At 39.3% G+C, this 16,329-nt stretch carries 15 protein-coding genes; 13 read left to right on the top strand and 2 right to left on the bottom strand.

Going from position 1 to position 16,329, the window contains the following annotated elements; genetic code table 11:
• The first annotated feature begins 1 nt into the window (after nucleotide 1).
• From qoxC to A8F95_RS13500, 4 genes are all read left to right on the top strand, one after another.
• Nucleotides 2-598 carry a cytochrome aa3 quinol oxidase subunit III gene (qoxC, locus tag A8F95_RS13515; protein ID WP_049662229.1) on the top strand — a complete coding sequence of 199 codons (597 nt, stop codon included), beginning with the start codon at nucleotides 2-4 and terminating at the stop codon, nucleotides 596-598.
• A gap of 1 nt (nucleotide 599) precedes the next feature.
• On the top strand, nucleotides 600-881 hold the full coding sequence (gene qoxD, locus A8F95_RS13510) for a cytochrome aa3 quinol oxidase subunit IV (protein WP_065410984.1): 282 nt from the start codon (nucleotides 600-602) through the stop codon (nucleotides 879-881).
• Nucleotides 882-1,139: 258 nt separating this feature from the next.
• Nucleotides 1,140-3,059, top strand: coding sequence for an S-layer homology domain-containing protein (locus tag A8F95_RS13505; RefSeq protein ID WP_176713696.1), 1,920 nt, complete (start codon nucleotides 1,140-1,142; stop codon nucleotides 3,057-3,059).
• A 115-nt stretch (nucleotides 3,060-3,174) separates the two neighbouring features.
• Nucleotides 3,175-4,800 carry a formate--tetrahydrofolate ligase gene (locus A8F95_RS13500; RefSeq protein WP_245671379.1) on the top strand — a complete coding sequence of 542 codons (1,626 nt, stop codon included), beginning with the start codon at nucleotides 3,175-3,177 and terminating at the stop codon, nucleotides 4,798-4,800.
• 83 nt (nucleotides 4,801-4,883) lie between these two features.
• On the opposite strand, the gene A8F95_RS13495 is transcribed toward A8F95_RS13500, so the two are convergent.
• Together A8F95_RS13495 and A8F95_RS13490 are read right to left on the bottom strand one after the other, a co-directional pair.
• The gene (locus A8F95_RS13495) at nucleotides 4,884-6,299 is read right to left on the bottom strand and encodes a glycoside hydrolase family 18 protein (RefSeq protein ID WP_065410981.1); all 1,416 of its coding nucleotides are present in this window, start codon (nucleotides 6,297-6,299) and stop codon (nucleotides 4,884-4,886) included.
• A gap of 166 nt (nucleotides 6,300-6,465) precedes the next feature.
• Nucleotides 6,466-6,711 (bottom strand): YkuS family protein, encoded by a 246-nt coding sequence (locus tag A8F95_RS13490; RefSeq protein ID WP_065410980.1) that lies wholly within the window; start codon nucleotides 6,709-6,711, stop codon nucleotides 6,466-6,468.
• Nucleotides 6,712-7,456: 745 nt separating this feature from the next.
• Here A8F95_RS13490 and A8F95_RS13485 point away from each other — a divergent pair.
• The 9 genes from A8F95_RS13485 (at nucleotide 7,457) to A8F95_RS22130 (ending at nucleotide 15,813) form a co-directional block, all read left to right on the top strand.
• A complete protein-coding gene (locus A8F95_RS13485) occupies nucleotides 7,457-8,722 on the top strand; it encodes an MFS transporter (RefSeq protein ID WP_065410979.1) in 1,266 nt (421 codons plus the stop codon).
• Nucleotides 8,723-8,781: 59 nt separating this feature from the next.
• Nucleotides 8,782-9,972, top strand: coding sequence for a M20 metallopeptidase family protein (locus A8F95_RS13480; RefSeq protein WP_077247369.1), 1,191 nt, complete (start codon nucleotides 8,782-8,784; stop codon nucleotides 9,970-9,972).
• A gap of 29 nt (nucleotides 9,973-10,001) precedes the next feature.
• Complete coding sequence (locus tag A8F95_RS13475) at nucleotides 10,002-11,117, top strand: amidohydrolase (RefSeq protein WP_065410978.1); 1,116 nt, start codon at nucleotides 10,002-10,004, stop codon at nucleotides 11,115-11,117.
• Nucleotides 11,118-11,622: 505 nt separating this feature from the next.
• Nucleotides 11,623-11,892: a WGxxGxxG family protein gene (locus tag A8F95_RS13470; RefSeq protein WP_065410977.1), complete on the top strand. Its 270-nt coding sequence runs from the start codon at nucleotides 11,623-11,625 to the stop codon at nucleotides 11,890-11,892.
• 681 nt (nucleotides 11,893-12,573) lie between these two features.
• Nucleotides 12,574-12,879 carry an arsenical resistance operon transcriptional regulator ArsR gene (arsR, locus tag A8F95_RS13465; protein ID WP_065411339.1) on the top strand — a complete coding sequence of 102 codons (306 nt, stop codon included), beginning with the start codon at nucleotides 12,574-12,576 and terminating at the stop codon, nucleotides 12,877-12,879.
• Nucleotides 12,880-12,936: 57 nt separating this feature from the next.
• The gene (locus A8F95_RS13460) at nucleotides 12,937-13,374 is read left to right on the top strand and encodes an ArsI/CadI family heavy metal resistance metalloenzyme (protein ID WP_065410976.1); all 438 of its coding nucleotides are present in this window, start codon (nucleotides 12,937-12,939) and stop codon (nucleotides 13,372-13,374) included.
• Between the two features lie 40 nt (nucleotides 13,375-13,414).
• Entirely contained in the window at nucleotides 13,415-14,710 is a 1,296-nt protein-coding gene (locus A8F95_RS13455; RefSeq protein WP_065410975.1) for an arsenic transporter, read from the top strand.
• 15 nt (nucleotides 14,711-14,725) lie between these two features.
• The gene (gene arsC, locus A8F95_RS13450; RefSeq protein ID WP_065410974.1) at nucleotides 14,726-15,127 is read left to right on the top strand and encodes an arsenate reductase (thioredoxin); all 402 of its coding nucleotides are present in this window, start codon (nucleotides 14,726-14,728) and stop codon (nucleotides 15,125-15,127) included.
• A gap of 503 nt (nucleotides 15,128-15,630) precedes the next feature.
• Complete coding sequence (locus A8F95_RS22130; RefSeq protein WP_141676272.1) at nucleotides 15,631-15,813, top strand: hypothetical protein; 183 nt, start codon at nucleotides 15,631-15,633, stop codon at nucleotides 15,811-15,813.
• The last annotated feature ends 516 nt before the right edge of the window (nucleotides 15,814-16,329 follow it).

Raw genomic sequence — 16,329 nt, 5'->3', positions numbered from 1 at the left:
AATGAAAATAGATCACTCGCTTCCTCTGGAATATAGTACAGAAGAAAATCGGTTAAAAATTTTAGGCTTTTGGATTTTCCTAGGTGCCGAAATCATGCTATTTGCCACGCTTTTCGCGGGTTACTTTACATTGGCAAATCGCACAGGCAACGGCCCTACTGGAGCAGAGATTTTTGAAATCACTCCAGTATTGATTGAGACATTCTTGCTTTTAGCAAGTAGTTTTACTATCGGCCTTGGCATTCACGCAATGCGTCTTGGCAATAAAAAAGCGATGTTAACATTTTTCGCGGTAACGTTAATTTTAGGTCTAGGATTCTTAGGAGTCGAAATTTACGATTTTGTCGTTTATGTACATGAAGGGGCAGCTATACAAACTAGTGCATTTACCTCTATGCTATTAACAACATTGGGAACACATGGAGCGCACGTTACAGTCGGTTTCTTCTGGGGATTATTTATCATCCTGCAAGTTAGAAAGCGCGGGTTGACACCAGAAACAGCTAATAAATCTTTCATCTTCTCTCTTTACTGGCACTTCCTAGATGTAGTCTGGATCTTCATCTTCAGCTTCATCTACATGAAAGGAATGATGTAACATGAGAGAATTATTCCCGGCAAAACAAGTAATGGGCTTTGTGTTTTCATTGGTATTGACTGCAGTGGCTCTCTTGGTTTATTTCTTAGACATGTCATTTACTACCGGAATGACGATTCTTCTTATCACAGCATTCGTACAAGCAGGCCTTCAGCTCGTTGTATTTATGCATGCTGGTGAAACGAAGGATAAAGGAGCCATCTATACAAACATTTATTACGGATTAATTATTGCTCTTGTTACTATATTTGGAACATTGCTAACTATGGTTTGGGATATGTAGCAAAAGTGTAAAAAAAGAGTGCCTGCATAGGCACTCTTTTTAAATTGTAGACAGGAAAGCGTTTGTCAACAACCGCAAAGGAGTGCCATTATAGGCACTTCTTTTAATTTAAGCTAGTATTTTGACATAAACTCTGTTTTTCCGTTACGTTAATTAATTGTCAGCTAGATCATTCTATATTACTATTAAATTGAAATTAATTTACTGTATTAGGAGAATGGAGGAAATAAGATGAAGGAGAAAAGAAGGGGGAAACGTGTGGCTCCAATTTTGCTAGCTGCAACTATTGGCACAGCCGGAGTTTTTATGCCGGTGCCCGTTAACATTCAAGTTCAGGCACAGGAAATAGCAAAGAAAAATATTGAAGCAGCGGTTGAAGAGAAAGCGCATTTATTTATGTCTGCTGTGATAGAAGAGAAGTGGGAAGAAGCTTACTCCTTACTTAATGACAATTTTAAAAAGTATGTTTCACAAGAACAGCTTCCTGCTATTTGGAAGGCCAAAATAGCTCCCTTTGGAAAGTTAGGAAAACAGCTAACGATAAAAACAACCGTCAACAGTGTACATACGAGCGTTGCTATGACCTACCAGGGTTCCGTATTTCCAATGGATGTAACTATTCATTTTGACAAAGCAGGGAATATTGATGATTTTTATATTCCTTTTTTTTATACGCCTCCAAGTCAGTATCAAAAGCCAGCTTATGAAAAAGCGGAAAACTATAAGGAACGTGCTGTCACGATTGGGAAAGGAGAATTTACACTCCCTGGCACACTGACAGTTCCAACTGGCAAGGGTCCGTTCCCGGCGGTCGTCCTCGTTCATGGTTCAGGGACGAATGATCAAGATGAATCACTTAATTCAACGAAAGCTTTTCGTGATTTAGCAGTAGGATTAGCCAACAAAGAGATTGCTGTCTTACGCTATGAAAAAGTGACGAGAGAACACCACATTAAAATAGGTATGAGACCGAAGCTGAGCATCCAAGAGGAAACTGTAGACGATGCCGTGCGGGCGGTTCAGCTGTTACATGGTCTTCCAGAGATTAGCAAGCAAATTTACGTACTTGGTCACAGCCAGGGAGGATACGCTCTGCCGCGGATTTTAGAAGCTGATCTTCATCATCAAATCAAAGGAGGAATTATCGTTGCAGGACCAAGCCGCAAATTTCAGGATTTGATGCTTTGGCAGCAGCGTGAAGCATTAAAAAGAGCGGAAAAACAACAAGTATCTCCTCAAGAACTTGAAGCACTCAAAGCAAACCTTGCCTTTTGGGAACAGCAAATTGCTTTAATTAACAACCCGGCTTATTCAAAAGATCATCTTCCAAAAGAGTTCCAATTAGGCGATCCGTATTGGTGGTTTGAACTTCGAGATTATGTCCCAACAGAATTAGCGGCCCGCCAAAACGTTCCCCTTTTTATTATGCAAGGCCAGAAGGACCTGCAAGTGCCACCTTCGGAATTAACGAACTGGCAGAATGCCCTAGCAAAGCGAGATAATGTTTCTTATAAAACATATCCTGATTTGATTCATTTGCTCGTCAACTACAAAGGAGAACCAAATTTCTCGGAATACAATATCCCGGCTAATGTACCTGAAGAGTTCATTCATGATATCGCCAATTGGGTGAAAGATGGACAGCCTTCTTTATCCTTCTCGGATGTAAAGGCTGATTTTTGGGCATATAAAGAAATTAACTTTATGGTTAACAAAGGGTACATCAGCGGTTATGCAGATGGTACATTCCGTCCTAATCAACCGATCACTAGAGGTCAAGCAGCTAAAATACTCGCCCAGATATTGGAGTTTACTAAAAATAAAGAAACTAATCAAACTGTGTTCCAAGACGTAACTGCACAAAATGAATTTCTTCCTTATATTTGTTTTTTACATGAAAAAGGAATTATGACAGGCTACAAAGATGGTACATTCCGCCCGAATGAACTTCTGACTAGAGCCCAAATGGCAAGTATAGTGGCAACAGCCTTTCACTTAAAGGGACAGCCGACAAAGCCATTTAGTGATATAAGAAAAGATCATTGGGCTGCTAAATCGATTGATGCTCTCGCGGCAAACGGGATTGCCCTCGGTAATTCAAATGGGACATTTGGCCCTAATCAGCAAGTGACCCGTGCCCAAGCAGCTGCCTTTTTATATCGAGCTTCCGCCAAGTAAACTTCTGTTCTTTTTTTATTTTTTTAGACTATAATAAATGAAAAAGAAAGCAGGGAAAAATGTGACAAATATTCAAACCCCGTTAACAGATTTAGAAATAGCAAAGAAAGCTCAAATGCGCCCAATCAAAGAAATTGCCGAGACTGCAGGCATCCCTGAAGAGGCAGTTGAACAATACGGAAAGTATAAAGCTAAGATCGATGTATCTGCACTGCCTAAAAAGCTAGCAGATGGAAAAGTGGTGTTAGTAACGGCGATTAGTCCGACGCCAGCAGGAGAAGGCAAATCAACGGTAACGGTTGGACTAGCTGACGCTTTATCTCAAAGGGGAGAAAAGACGATGGTAGCATTGCGTGAGCCTTCTCTCGGACCCGTAATGGGGATGAAAGGCGGGGCAACCGGCGGCGGTTATGCCCAAGTGCTGCCGATGGAAGAAATTAATCTTCATTTTAACGGGGATCTCCATGCCATCACAGCAGCGAACAATGCTCTTAGCGCCTTGATCGACAATCATCTCCATCAAGGAAACCAGCTGCAAATCGACCCTCGAAGAATTATATGGAAACGGGTACTTGATCTGAATGATCGTGCGTTACGCAACATTACAATCGGGTTAGGAGGGCCCGCTCACGGCATACCGCGTGAAGATGGTTTTGATATTACGGTTGCCTCTGAAATCATGGCGGTCCTTTGTTTGTCAGCCAATTTAACAGACTTAAAAGAGCGTCTAGGACGAATTGTCATCGGCTATACATACGGGAAAGAGCCGGTGACAGTACGGGATTTAGGAGTAGAAGGGGCATTAACGGTTCTGCTCAAAGAGGCGTTGAAGCCGAATCTTGTCCAAACGATCGAGGGCACGCCAGCTCTTATTCACGGCGGCCCTTTTGCTAATATTGCTCACGGCTGTAATTCTATTATGGCGACCAATACTGCACGCCAGCTTGCTGACATTGTTGTAACAGAAGCCGGATTTGGAGCAGATTTGGGTGCTGAAAAATTTATGCATATTAAAGCGCGGCAAGGTCATTTTTCGCCAGATGCCGTTGTGATCGTGGCAACAGCACGAGCACTTAAAATGCACGGAGGCGTTCCAAAGCAGCAATTAAAAGAAGAAAATAAGAGCGCTGTACGAGCAGGAATGCCAAATTTAGAAAAACACATTGATACAATTCGCCGTTTCGGAATAGAACCGGTTATTGCGGTAAATCGTTTTATCTCTGACACGCCGGAAGAAATTAGGGAAATTCTTCAATGGTGTCAAACGCACGGTGTGGCAGCGGCTGTAACAGATGTGTGGGAAAAAGGCGGGCAAGGCGGGCTTGAACTTGCTGAACTTGTGATAAAGCAGCTAAACAAGCCGAATCAATTCGCTCCCCTGTACGATGTCAAAGATAAAGTAGTCAATAAAATTAGAACGATTGTAAGAGAAGTGTACGGTGGGGAAGAGGTACAGCTTACCGATAAAGCACTCAAGCAATTAGTAGATATTGAGCAGAACGGCTGGGATGCATTGCCTGTATGTATGGCGAAAACTCAATACTCCTTTACAGATGAACCGAAACTAACAGGCCGGCCAGAAGGTTTTACCATTACAGTTAGAGAGATTATCCCAAAATTAGGGGCAGGATTCCTCGTCTGTTTGACCGGGGATATTATGACAATGCCAGGACTCCCTAAACAGCCGGCAGCATTGAATATGGATATTGATACAGAAGGCAATATTACTGGTTTAATGTAATTAGAAACACATAAGAAGATAAGCGCCAGCCTTAAGCATTATAGAAGGCTGGCGCTTGTTTATTAGATACTAGAAGATGAAGCTTAAATCCTTTTTCTAGCTGTGAAATTCCAATCCTGAACAGGCCAATTTTCTGGAAATGGACTTCCTAGTACCCAATAGCTGATCCCGCGCAGGCCATATTGTTTTACTGTATCAAACTTTGCCTGAGCACTTCGCGCATCTTCAAACCATACTTCGTGCTCTTGGCCATTTTCATCTGTATAGCGGAAAAATGGTGCCTGATATGTTTCTTGGTATTGGATAGCCGCTCCGTATTTAGCAGCTAATTGAATCGCTCTTTTCGGGCTAACTGTTCTCGCTCTTGTTCCTTGTACCCATGGTATATTCCAATCACGTCCGTAAAGCGGTGCCCCCATCATGATTTTATTACGAGGGATCACCGTTACGGCATAGTCCAAAACACGTCTTACTTGATTAATGGGAGCGATGGCTAAAGGACGACCGCCAGACCATCCCCATTCATACGTCATGAGTACAACGAAATCAACAATTTTACCATGTGCTTCATAGTCATGAGCCTCATATAAAATGCCTTTTTGCTCTGCACTAACCTTGGGGGCTAGGGAAGTAGAGACTAACAATCCAAGCGGACGAAGTCGGGCAACGATCCGTCGTAAAAACGCATTATAATTTTCTCTGTCTTCGGGATAAACATATTCAAAGTCAATATTTAACCCTGCATATCCTTTTTCTCTACTGACACGAAGTATGTTAGTAATTATTTGATCCTGCAATGTCGGGTTGCGGAGTATAGCAGCGGCAGTATCAGAGCTAAAGTTTCCCTCAGAAAAATTAGTAAGAACAAGAAGAGGTGTAATCCTTTGTTCTCTGGCGGCTTCCAGCAAAGAACTTTCCCGCAGCTGGGTAAGCGACCCGTCCGTTCCAACTGAATAGGTGAAAGGAGAAAGATACGTGAGGTATTTTCCTAACTCTTGAACTTCTTCGATTGCCCGTTGATCCATTCTTGTAATAAAGGCGTTTACTTCCTTAATGGGTTTGATTCTTTCTGGTATGCGGATAATTTGTCCAATGGCTATATATTGAGGATTGGTTATGCCATTTATACGGACAAGAGCTTGAACGGTTGTTCCGTAGCGTCTAGCAATTTCTGCTAATGTTTCGCCTGCTTGCACTGTGTGGCGGGTAATGGGTACTCTTAATATTTGGCCTGGATAAATTCTAGAGGCATCGATTAGCTGATTCTCAGTAACAATTGCTTGAACGGTAACACCGTATCTTGAGGCAATATTTCCAAGTGTTTCTCCTTGTCTAACTGTATGAGTCATCATAGGGGAGGGGATAACAAGTGCTTGCCCAACCACAAGCACGTCCGGTTGATCTAACTGATTAGCAGAAATTATTTGATTGACACTCGTTCGGTACTGCCGTGCAATCGCCCACAAACTATCGCCCCTTCGAACGATATGTATATTCATATTCATCACTCCTGCTTGAAGGATCTAGCTTTTAATTAATAATATATTCCTAGCAGGGGATCTCGTGCTTAGAAGGTTCTTTTTCCTATGAATGTTAGTACATAAATAAAAACCAGAACCGGGCTTTTGATTTGCGTTAGGCCCGATTTTGGTTTTCAAGAAGGTTTTAATGTGCTCTTTGCTCTATCTCGCGGCAAACTTCATCAGCAGATAGGCCGTTTGCTTCAATGACAGGCGCCTCCGTGAATGTATCCTGCATACCCATGATGTTAGAATCCATTCCTGTGATAACGCAAGCTGAACAGGTTTTTAAATCCTCAACTGTTTTTAAATCTACTACATCATAGCCTTTTTCTCGAAGAGCCTGAGTAACGTTCGTTAATGATTGTTCTACAGCTATTCTTTTCTTCATCTCGTTTACCTCCTCGCATTCATAACCATTTGTCATAACTAACCATTAGCGAATCATCTGCCCGCTGATGGTAGCTTCACTTGTAGGTTGTCTGTTTCACATTCATTTTATTCCGGATTTTTTAGAAGCAGGAATTTTAAGGAAATGAGCGGATTTATCATGAAAAAGGAGAGGGCAAATAATAGAGCCAAATGAACCGAACCCCTCATGTTGGATTCTAAAGGACTTGTGGGCGGATATTCCTTGGAACCCATTTCTTGCTTCATTAACAATTCACTTTCGTCAAATAAATCAAACCACCCAAAAGCCTTTCTCTATATTCTTTTATTGTAAAATAATTTTTACCTATTTAGTAAAAATTATTTTACTCACTATCATTATTTTTGAATAATTTGGAATTTGTAATAGATACTCCTTTCCACACGCATTTGTGAGTAATAAAAAATATTTTAAAAAATCCTTATTTAACAGGTTTATTGCTAATTTTCTTGAAAATGAGCTATTATCCGAGAGGAAAATATATTTTTGGCACAAAAATTGCATTTTAAATTAAAACCAAGGGAAGCGTTTTCAATTGGTTTTTTAAAATAATACCCAGTTGTTTTAGTAGAGGGAGGAGTGTTTAAAGAGAATAGCTTGGTTGGCTTATGACTGGGAGACACTAAGCATTTATTACTTAATTTGCTTTATAAAGTACCAATTCATATGAAGATAAAAAAACATAGCAAAGGATGGATAGTTTTATATGAACAAAAAAGGCGGAATTTTTTACGGATGGTGGATTGTGGCAGCTGCCTTCTTGATTATGACATTTATTTATGCTCCAATTGCAAACTTGGTTTCATTATTTATCCTGCCCGTCACAAAGGAACTCGGATTTAGTGCCTCTCAATTCATGTTATATTTCACCATCATGGCCTTAGCTGCGATGGTTACTGGACCGTTTGCCGGAAAATTAATGAAAAAAATGGATGTAAGAGTGTATTTAACGTTATTTATTTCAATTTCAGCTCTTGCTTTTATTGGATTTTCTTTCTCAACAAAACTGATTCATTTCTATTTATTTGCCATCCTTATGGGTGCTGGTATGTCCGGAGGTGCGATGATACCAGGATCTGTTCTGATTACAAATTGGTTTAATGAAAAACGCGGTTTATGTTTAGGGATTGCTCTTGCCGGAAGCGGTTTCGGGGGCGTCATTATGAGCCCTGTTGTAAACTGGCTTATTTCAGCTTATGACTGGAGAACAGCTTACCTTATTATTGGAATTTTAATCGCCGTGGTCTTAATTCCATTAGCAGTCTTTGTTATTAAATTACACCCTGCTGATAAAGGGTTAGCGCCATTAGGAGAAGCACTAACGTTAGATGCTGTGCAAAATAAAGTATTAGCAGGTACGAGTCAAGGAGAAACATTTAAATCAGGGTCATTTTGGGCTCTGTGTGCAGCGATTTTAATTGGCGGTATTGTTGTGAATACAATGCTGATTAACCTTGCTCCATATTTAGCTAGTATCGGCACAACGGCTAAAACTGCTGCTTTGCTTCTATCATTAGGATCAGCAATGGTTATTGTCGGAAAATTATTGGTAGGAAGATTATTTGATAAACTCGGATTGATTACGACGTTATTGCTTATTTCGGCATCAAGTTTGGTCAGTTTCCTATTTTTAATGAAAGCGAACGTAGTGGTTCCAGCGGTTCTCTACACTATTTTTTCGGGAATTGGTTCTACCGCTATTACCGTCACACCAGCCTATCTTACAGGAGCTCTCTATGGAGAGAGAGAATACGGTGCCAAATACGGTGTTGTTTCCATCTTTATCTCACTCGGTGCGGCCATTACTCCAGTCGTATCAGGAGCAATTTTCAATATTAACCATTCGTATACATTGCTTCTAGATGTATTAATCGGACTTGCTATTGTTCAGTTTGTTTTATTCTTTATCGCTAGTAAAACAAAACCGCAGTTTCATCCTGCAGAGGAAGCAAAAAGTATAGAAGCTTTGTAATGCTTTGAATGAATTTCATTTGTTAGGCTGGATTCAAAAAGTTATAAGGGGGATTTAAAGTGACTCACGCTATAACAAATAGTACTTTATTACGTGCACAGGAAGTAAAGGAAGAACTAGTTAAACACCGCAGACACCTTCATCAAAACCCTGAAATCGGCTTTGATTTGCCTCATACAGCAGCATACGTTGAAGAAACATTGAAAAATATGGGGATTGAGCCGAAGAGAGTCGGAAAAGCAGGTTTGGTTGTAACCATTGGAAATGGAAACGGCAAAACCATTTTATTAAGAGGAGACATGGATGCACTTCCAATGGCTGAACATACAGATTTGCCATTTAAATCAACCAATAACTATATGCATGCATGCGGCCATGATATCCATACAACGTTCATGTTTGGAGCGGCCAAGCTATTAAAGGAAAAAGAAAATGAGATTAACGGAACGGTCAAAATCATGTTCCAGCCGGCTGAGGAAATTGGTCAAGGGGCAAAGGACATGATCGCCCATGGTTTATTGGAAAATCCGAAAGTAGATGCGGCTCTTGCCCTGCATGTTGACCCGTCATTGGAAGTTGGAAAATTCGGTTATAAACCAGGAATTGCAGCTTCCTCATTAGACGGCTTTTTCTTGAAAGTGCAAGGGAAGGGCGGTCACAGCTCTGAACCTCAAAAGGCGATTGATCCATTGATGATTGTGAATTCAATCTATAGTCAATTAAATGCTTTAGTCGGGAAGGAAGTAGACCCGCAGGAAAGAGCGGTTCTTGTCATTGGAAAAATGGGCGGAGGCACGGTAGCCAATATCATTCCTGATATGGCCCATTTAGATGCCACTTTACGTTCTTTCAATCCTAAAGTAAGAGATCATTTGTTCAAAAGAGTTCAAGAAATTATTGATGCTACAGTGAACATGCTGCGCGGAACGTATGAACTTGAAACGATCTCAACCCCTTCTTTATATAATAACGAAGATTTATGTGATCAAGTGGCACCATTTGTTCAAGAAGTAGTTGGAGCAGACAATTTAGAAGTAAATGAAGAGCCATTAGCCGGCACAGAAGATTTTTCTTATATTAGCAATCTCGTTCCGACGATGTTTATGTGGGCAGGTGCCAATGGCTTAGGAGATAAAAATTATCCGCTTCATAATCCAAATCTGATCTTGGATGAAGGAGTCATTCCACTGGGTGTAGCTGTCGTTGTGCATAGTGCAATCAGCTGGCTGAACCATAACGCTAACAACTAACAATAACTACTTAAAAGGAGATACTTAAATTGGAGACAAGAAATTTAGAATTAGCAAAACAACTGCGTCATGAATTACACCAGCATCCGGAACTCTCTAATCATGAGGTTTGGACAAAGCAGCATTTAATCGATTTTATTAAAACGCACACAAAATTAGAAGTTGTTGATAAGGGCCTTTGGTTTTATGCGATTTACCGCGCAGGAGAAGGGAAAAAAAATATAGCGTTTCGTGCAGACTTCGATGCACTTCCTATGGAGGAAAGGCTCGATGTTCCACACGCTTCTCAAGTCCCGGGCGTCTCTCATAAATGTGGACATGACGGCCATGCTGCGAGCCTAGCGGGATTTGCATTAGAAGTTGACCAGAAGGGCGCCGATAAAAATATCTTTTTCCTTTTCCAACATGCCGAGGAAACGGGAGATGGCGCGGTAGAGTGTGCTTCTTTTATTAAGGAACATCAGATTGAAGAGATTTTTGCCTACCATAACATGAGCGGCATGGCTCTCCATTCTGTTAATGTGATTGATGGGACCGCTCATTGTGCTTCTAAAGGAATGACCATTCATATGGAAGGATCACCTGCCCATGCGAGCCAGCCGGAAGACGGAGTGAACCCGGCTTTTGCCATCGCAAAGGTGATTGATGCCATTCCCGAATTCATTTCTCCTGAAAACAACAAAGGGTTAGTCCTTTGCACAGTAGTCCAGGTAGACATTGGCGAAAAAGCCTTCGGGATCTCAGCAAGCAAAGGAAATTTGCTTTTGACGATTCGTGCACTGTACGAAGAAGAGCTGGATAAGCTTCAAAAAAATTTAGAAGAGGCTGCTCAAGCTCAAGCAGAACAATACGGCTTAAAGGTCAGCTTCTCTTATAATGATGTTTTTCCTGAAACGGTGAATTCTAAAGAAAGCTCTGATAAAATACGTCAAGTTTGCAAGCAAAAAGGGATGCCAGTGATAGAAATGCAAGAAGCTTTTCGCGGCTCGGAAGATTATGGGCACTACTTGAAGCTGACAAAAGGAGCCATGTGCTATATTGGAAATGGCGAGGAATATCCGCAAGTGCATACGTATGAGTATGACTTTCAGGATGATATTATTGAAACGGCAGTTGAACTGTTTAAAGGACTTGCCGAACTGTAAATAGCATGAAAAACGACGCATTCACCACCGATCGTCAAAAGTGTTTGGCAGAATGGTGAAGGAGGAAGTAAAATAGTGAGATCTGAGAGAGGAGAAAAAAGGTTCATCTTTTTCTCCTCTTTTTATTTAACAGCATAATATCTTGTTATAGCAACTGTTCCATATATGTGTGACTCTGAAACAATACGATAAGTGAATATTATTACAAGTAATTTACGGGCATATAAAAGTGTACTTTTTCAATTTGTAGCTTCGGAGTAAAATTTAATAATTTATAGGAATGTCTGATCAATTATAAAAAAGATGCGAAGTTTAAAATAAAGTTTAATTAAAAATCTTGTGTTGATATGCAGGGTTTTTTTGTTCAGAAAAGGGCCATGCAGTCGAAGATGAACAATATCTACGTACTGTTCATTAAGTGTGTTTTTTATTTATAAGATCCTCCTGTATATTTTTCATGAAATTACAAATACTAACTATATTAATTATGGAAGGAGGAAAAACTGTGTTAAAAAAACTTTCATATTCCTCTTGTGCTATATTGATTACTGTCATGCTTTTTGGAATGTCAACTGGATACGCTCAAAACTCTTACACAGACATCTCCAATCACACTAATGGCAACGTAACTCAAGTAGCTCAAAACGATGATAACGATCCCAACGACGTTAACGGTGTCAACGATGCTGATGATAACGACACCGATTGGGGTTGGGTAGGTTTACTTGGTTTGGTAGGTCTTTTAGGATTACGAAGAAGAGATAACAACAGATAAGGAAATAACAAAAATAGCTAATAAACAGTGCTTACACTTCCTTTATTGCTACTATCGATATAACGATTTCTTATCTACAAGGTCCCTTCCTTGGGGGTCTTTTTTATGCTTTGTATATTTTCTTTTCCTTTTACCCCTGCACAGTTTGTGTCTACTGTTCATTATCTTTGGACTGTAAAAGCTTAAACAACTATCTTAAAGGCAGTCTACTAAGGAACACAGTGAATAAAACCCCATTTTTTTAGGCAGCCACTAGGTTGGTGGGAAGGCCAGAAACCTTGTTAAATCAACGATGTATAAAATCGTGTATAGAGAGGAATAAGAATCAGAAAGAAAACCCCTTGTCGGATAAGAGGATTATTTGTTCGGGAGCTTCCTGCTTGTGATGTTATGTGAAATAAGAGTGTATGGAGTATTCATCTAACTTTTGGAGATCTTGTTCAGTAATCGGGCTATTTAATAGAGGAACAGAAAGAACTCAATTTATCAATTTTAAATACTGAGAAATCCAGCTTTTTACCTTCACCTCAACGTAGTAAATCGCTTTCTCCTGACTATACGCCGTTGCATTTGTACAATAAATCAAAAAAAATCGATTTATTGTTTGCGTATACATGATTATTTTGTATATACTTTAAATATCAAAAAAAATTGATGAAAGGGAAATTGAAAATGAATGTAATGACAGAACAGTTTCAAGAATACGAGAAAAAGTTTAAAGCTATGGCTGATCAGAAGCGTTTGGAGATCATGTATGAACTTTGCCAACGAGGAAAAACATGTGTATGTGATTTAACAGAGGTATTTGAAATGTCCCAATCAAAGCTTTCTTATCACTTAAAGATTTTGTTGGATGCTGGCTTAATCATTAAAGAAACGAAAGGCACATGGAGCTATTATGATTTAAATGATGCGGAAGTAAACAATTTGTTATCGGAGGAATTGTGCTGTATTTTTAGAAAAGCTGGTAAAGGAAGCTGCTGTTAATTTTTTGTAATATAAATCAATATTTTTTTGATTTAACAAACTAAGGAGGAGTTTTATATGAAATATGTTCACGTGGGAATCAATGTTACAAATCTAGAGGGATCTATTCAATTTTATGAGAAAGTGTTTAGTGTATCACCAGTTAAAGTAAAAACTGATTATGCGAAATTTTTACTAGAAACTCCTGGACTTAACTTTACGCTCAACGTACGGGATGAAGTAAGTGGAAATCAGGTTAATCATTTCGGATTTCAAGTAGAAACAGCAGAAGAAATTACAGCTCATAAGGAACGGTTAGAAAAAGAAGGATTCTTTGCCCGTGATGAAATGAATACAACGTGCTGCTATGCGGTACAAGATAAATTTTGGGTAACCGATCCGGACGGAAATGAGTGGGAATTCTTTTATACAAAAGCAGACAGCGAGGTTCACAAAAAAGAAGATACAACTTGCTGCACAACTTCAAAGGAGAACAAAACAAAGTCTTGCTGCTAAGAGGTGATTACTTCTTTCTTGACTAATTGGAGGATAGACAATGACAACCGCAATATTGGCATCAGTTATTTTTTTAGCAACTCTTATCTTAGTTATTTGGCAGCCGAAAGGTTTGAACATCGGGTGGTCCGCCTGTGGTGGAGCACTCCTTTCCCTTTTAGTGGGGGTTGTCGGGTTTAGTGATGTCATAGAGGTAATTGACATTACATGGAATGCAACCTTATCCTTTGTTGCTATTATCCTTATTTCCTTAATATTAGATGAAATTGGGTTATTTGAATGGGCTGCCTTACATATGGCAAGGGCAGCTAAAGGAAACGGAATCAAAATGTTCATCTATGTAAGTATTTTGGGAGCCATTGTGGCTGCGTTATTTGCCAATGATGGAGCTGCCCTTATTTTGACACCGATTGTTCTTGCGATGGTTCGCAATTTGAATTTTAAAGAAGCCATGATTTTTCCGTTCATCATGGCGAGTGGATTTATTGCAGATACTACTTCACTGCCTTTCGTTGTCAGTAACTTAGTGAACATTGTATCTGCTGACTTCTTTGATATTGGTTTCGTGGAATATGCTTCAAGAATGATTGTTCCAAATCTATTTTCATTGATTGCAACTATCACGGTATTGTTGATTTATTTTAGGAAAAGCATCCCGAAAATATACGATTTGTCTAAATTAAAGAAGCCAATCGAGGCCATTAGGGATCCAAAAATGTTTCACCTTTCCTGGTATGTTCTTGGGGTACTCTTGATTGGTTACTTTGTTAGTGAGTTTATTCATATTCCAGTTTCGATTGTTGCTGGAATAATAGCGATTTTCTTTTTATTCATGGCGAGAAGGAGTCATGCGGTAAATACGAAATCTGTTATAAAAGGGGCTCCATGGAATATCGTTTTTTTCTCGATTGGAATGTATGTAGTGGTCTACGGTTTGGGAAATGCATGGCTAACCCATTCGTTAGCACACTTTATTCAGGCAACCGCCGAGCAAGGATTATTTGTGGCAACGATTGGCATGGGGTATATTGCAGCTTTCTTATCATCCTTGATGAATAATATGCCCACGGTCATGATCGATGCATTAGCTATTGCTGAAACCCATACTACCGGTACAACCCGGGAAGCTCTTATTTATGCCAATATCATAGGTTCGGATTTAGGCCCGAAAATTACCCCAATCGGCTCATTAGCAACCTTAGTGTGGCTCCATGTTTTGTCTCAAAAAGGTGTTAAAATCTCATGGGGAACCTATTTTAAAACAGGGATTATCTTAACGATTCCCATTCTTTTTGTCACATTACTAGGTTTATACGTTGCCTTATTACTTTACTAAAAGGAGAAATACGTCGTGTCTAAAAAATTAATCTACTTCTTATGTACAGGAAACTCTTGCAGAAGCCAAATGGCAGAGGGGTGGGCAAAGAAATATTTAGATAATGAGTGGAATGTATACAGTGCTGGAATAGAAGCACATGGATTAAATCAGAATGCTGTAAAAGCCATGCAGGAAGCTGGTGTTGATATTTCTAATCAAACTTCAGATATTATTGATCCTGAAATCTTAAATAATGCTGATTTAGTGGTCACATTATGTGGAGATGCAGCTGATAAATGCCCAATCACACCGCCACATGTTAAACGTGAGCATTGGGGATTTGATGATCCAGCGGGAAAAGAGTGGTCTGAATTTCAGCGTGTGCGTGACGAAATTGGTGAACGGATTAAGCAATTTAACGAAACAGGAAAATAAAAATCACCTTGCAAAGATTAATAACTAACTATGAGGACTTATCTTAAAAAAGATACTTCCAAAATCGGGCGCTTTAATTGAACAAGCAGCGAAAAGGATCTTCCAGCAGAGATCCTTTTCTGTACCGATATCGAGAATTATGTAAAATAGGCAGACAAAAAATGTACTCTTGTTACTCCGCAATTTCAGCTAATAGAAGTTCATGTTGATTATTCAAGAAAAGGGCGCGTTTGTGAAACAACACAGGTAGGAAATTATTAAACTTTTTTATAAAACCGAAACTTAAATATGCTAGATAAGAATCCATTTTAATCACTCTTTTTTTAAAATGGATTCTTATAGTTTGCCGTAAAATGCAGATTAATTAGATATTTTCAATCAAACTTTATTTAAAACCAACAGCAACAAACAATGTTGGTCTGGTCCGAAAAGTAAAAAAAGAACCGCTTAGGTTAGTAAGTAATGAAGCGACAGTTATTTTTTTATTTGGAGATCAACCGCAGGTGATAGAAAAAGAGGATTCAATGGAAATGGTTTTAAATAAAAAGGCTGTCGAAGAATTAGCGGAGCAGCTTCAACCTTGTGTAAAAAAGTTTTCCATTCCTTCCTTAAAATCAATTGTCTTTGAAATTGTAAAAACAGATGTAAAAGATTCAGAGGAGAACATCGTTGAAACGATAGGATAATAAGATAAACTCTGTTTAATTTATAAAGTACAATGAAAAATGCTGTTATGTAAATAAAAAGAGCCCTCTCGTTGTACTGCACCTCCGATTATTAGATACCACTAATCATGGAGGATGCCGTACAGAATGGGGCTCTTTAGTTTGTCGATACTACATTGACTCAATCGCAGGAGCCGGGCAATTTCCTTTCTTCACAACATTATGACTCACGCTACCTCATATCCTCTCCAGCAGCGGCTTGATCTGCAACGACTAGATACAATCTTTCTTTGTTGTCGTGACTAAGCGATTACAAGGCGATGGAGAAAACAGCCATTCCCTCCAAGATAATAAAAAACAAGAACCATTTAGCAAGAAGAGAGCGTCTTTAATTTAAAAAGAGAGAATTACATAATGTGCAAAATTCAAAAATAAAAATTTCTTAAACTCCATCACTAAGACATTGATTACAAACATGTTATACTTAAAGATGATATAATTGATAATAGTTTTCATATCAAGCTATGGATTACATAC

Origin of the sequence: Pseudobacillus wudalianchiensis (genome assembly GCF_001685015.1) — a bacterium.
Taxonomy (GTDB): Bacteria; Bacillota; Bacilli; order Bacillales; family Domibacillaceae; genus Pseudobacillus; species Pseudobacillus wudalianchiensis.
The sequence above is the reverse complement of the archived record's forward strand: the minus strand, read 5'-3'. Positions and strand labels throughout refer to the sequence as shown.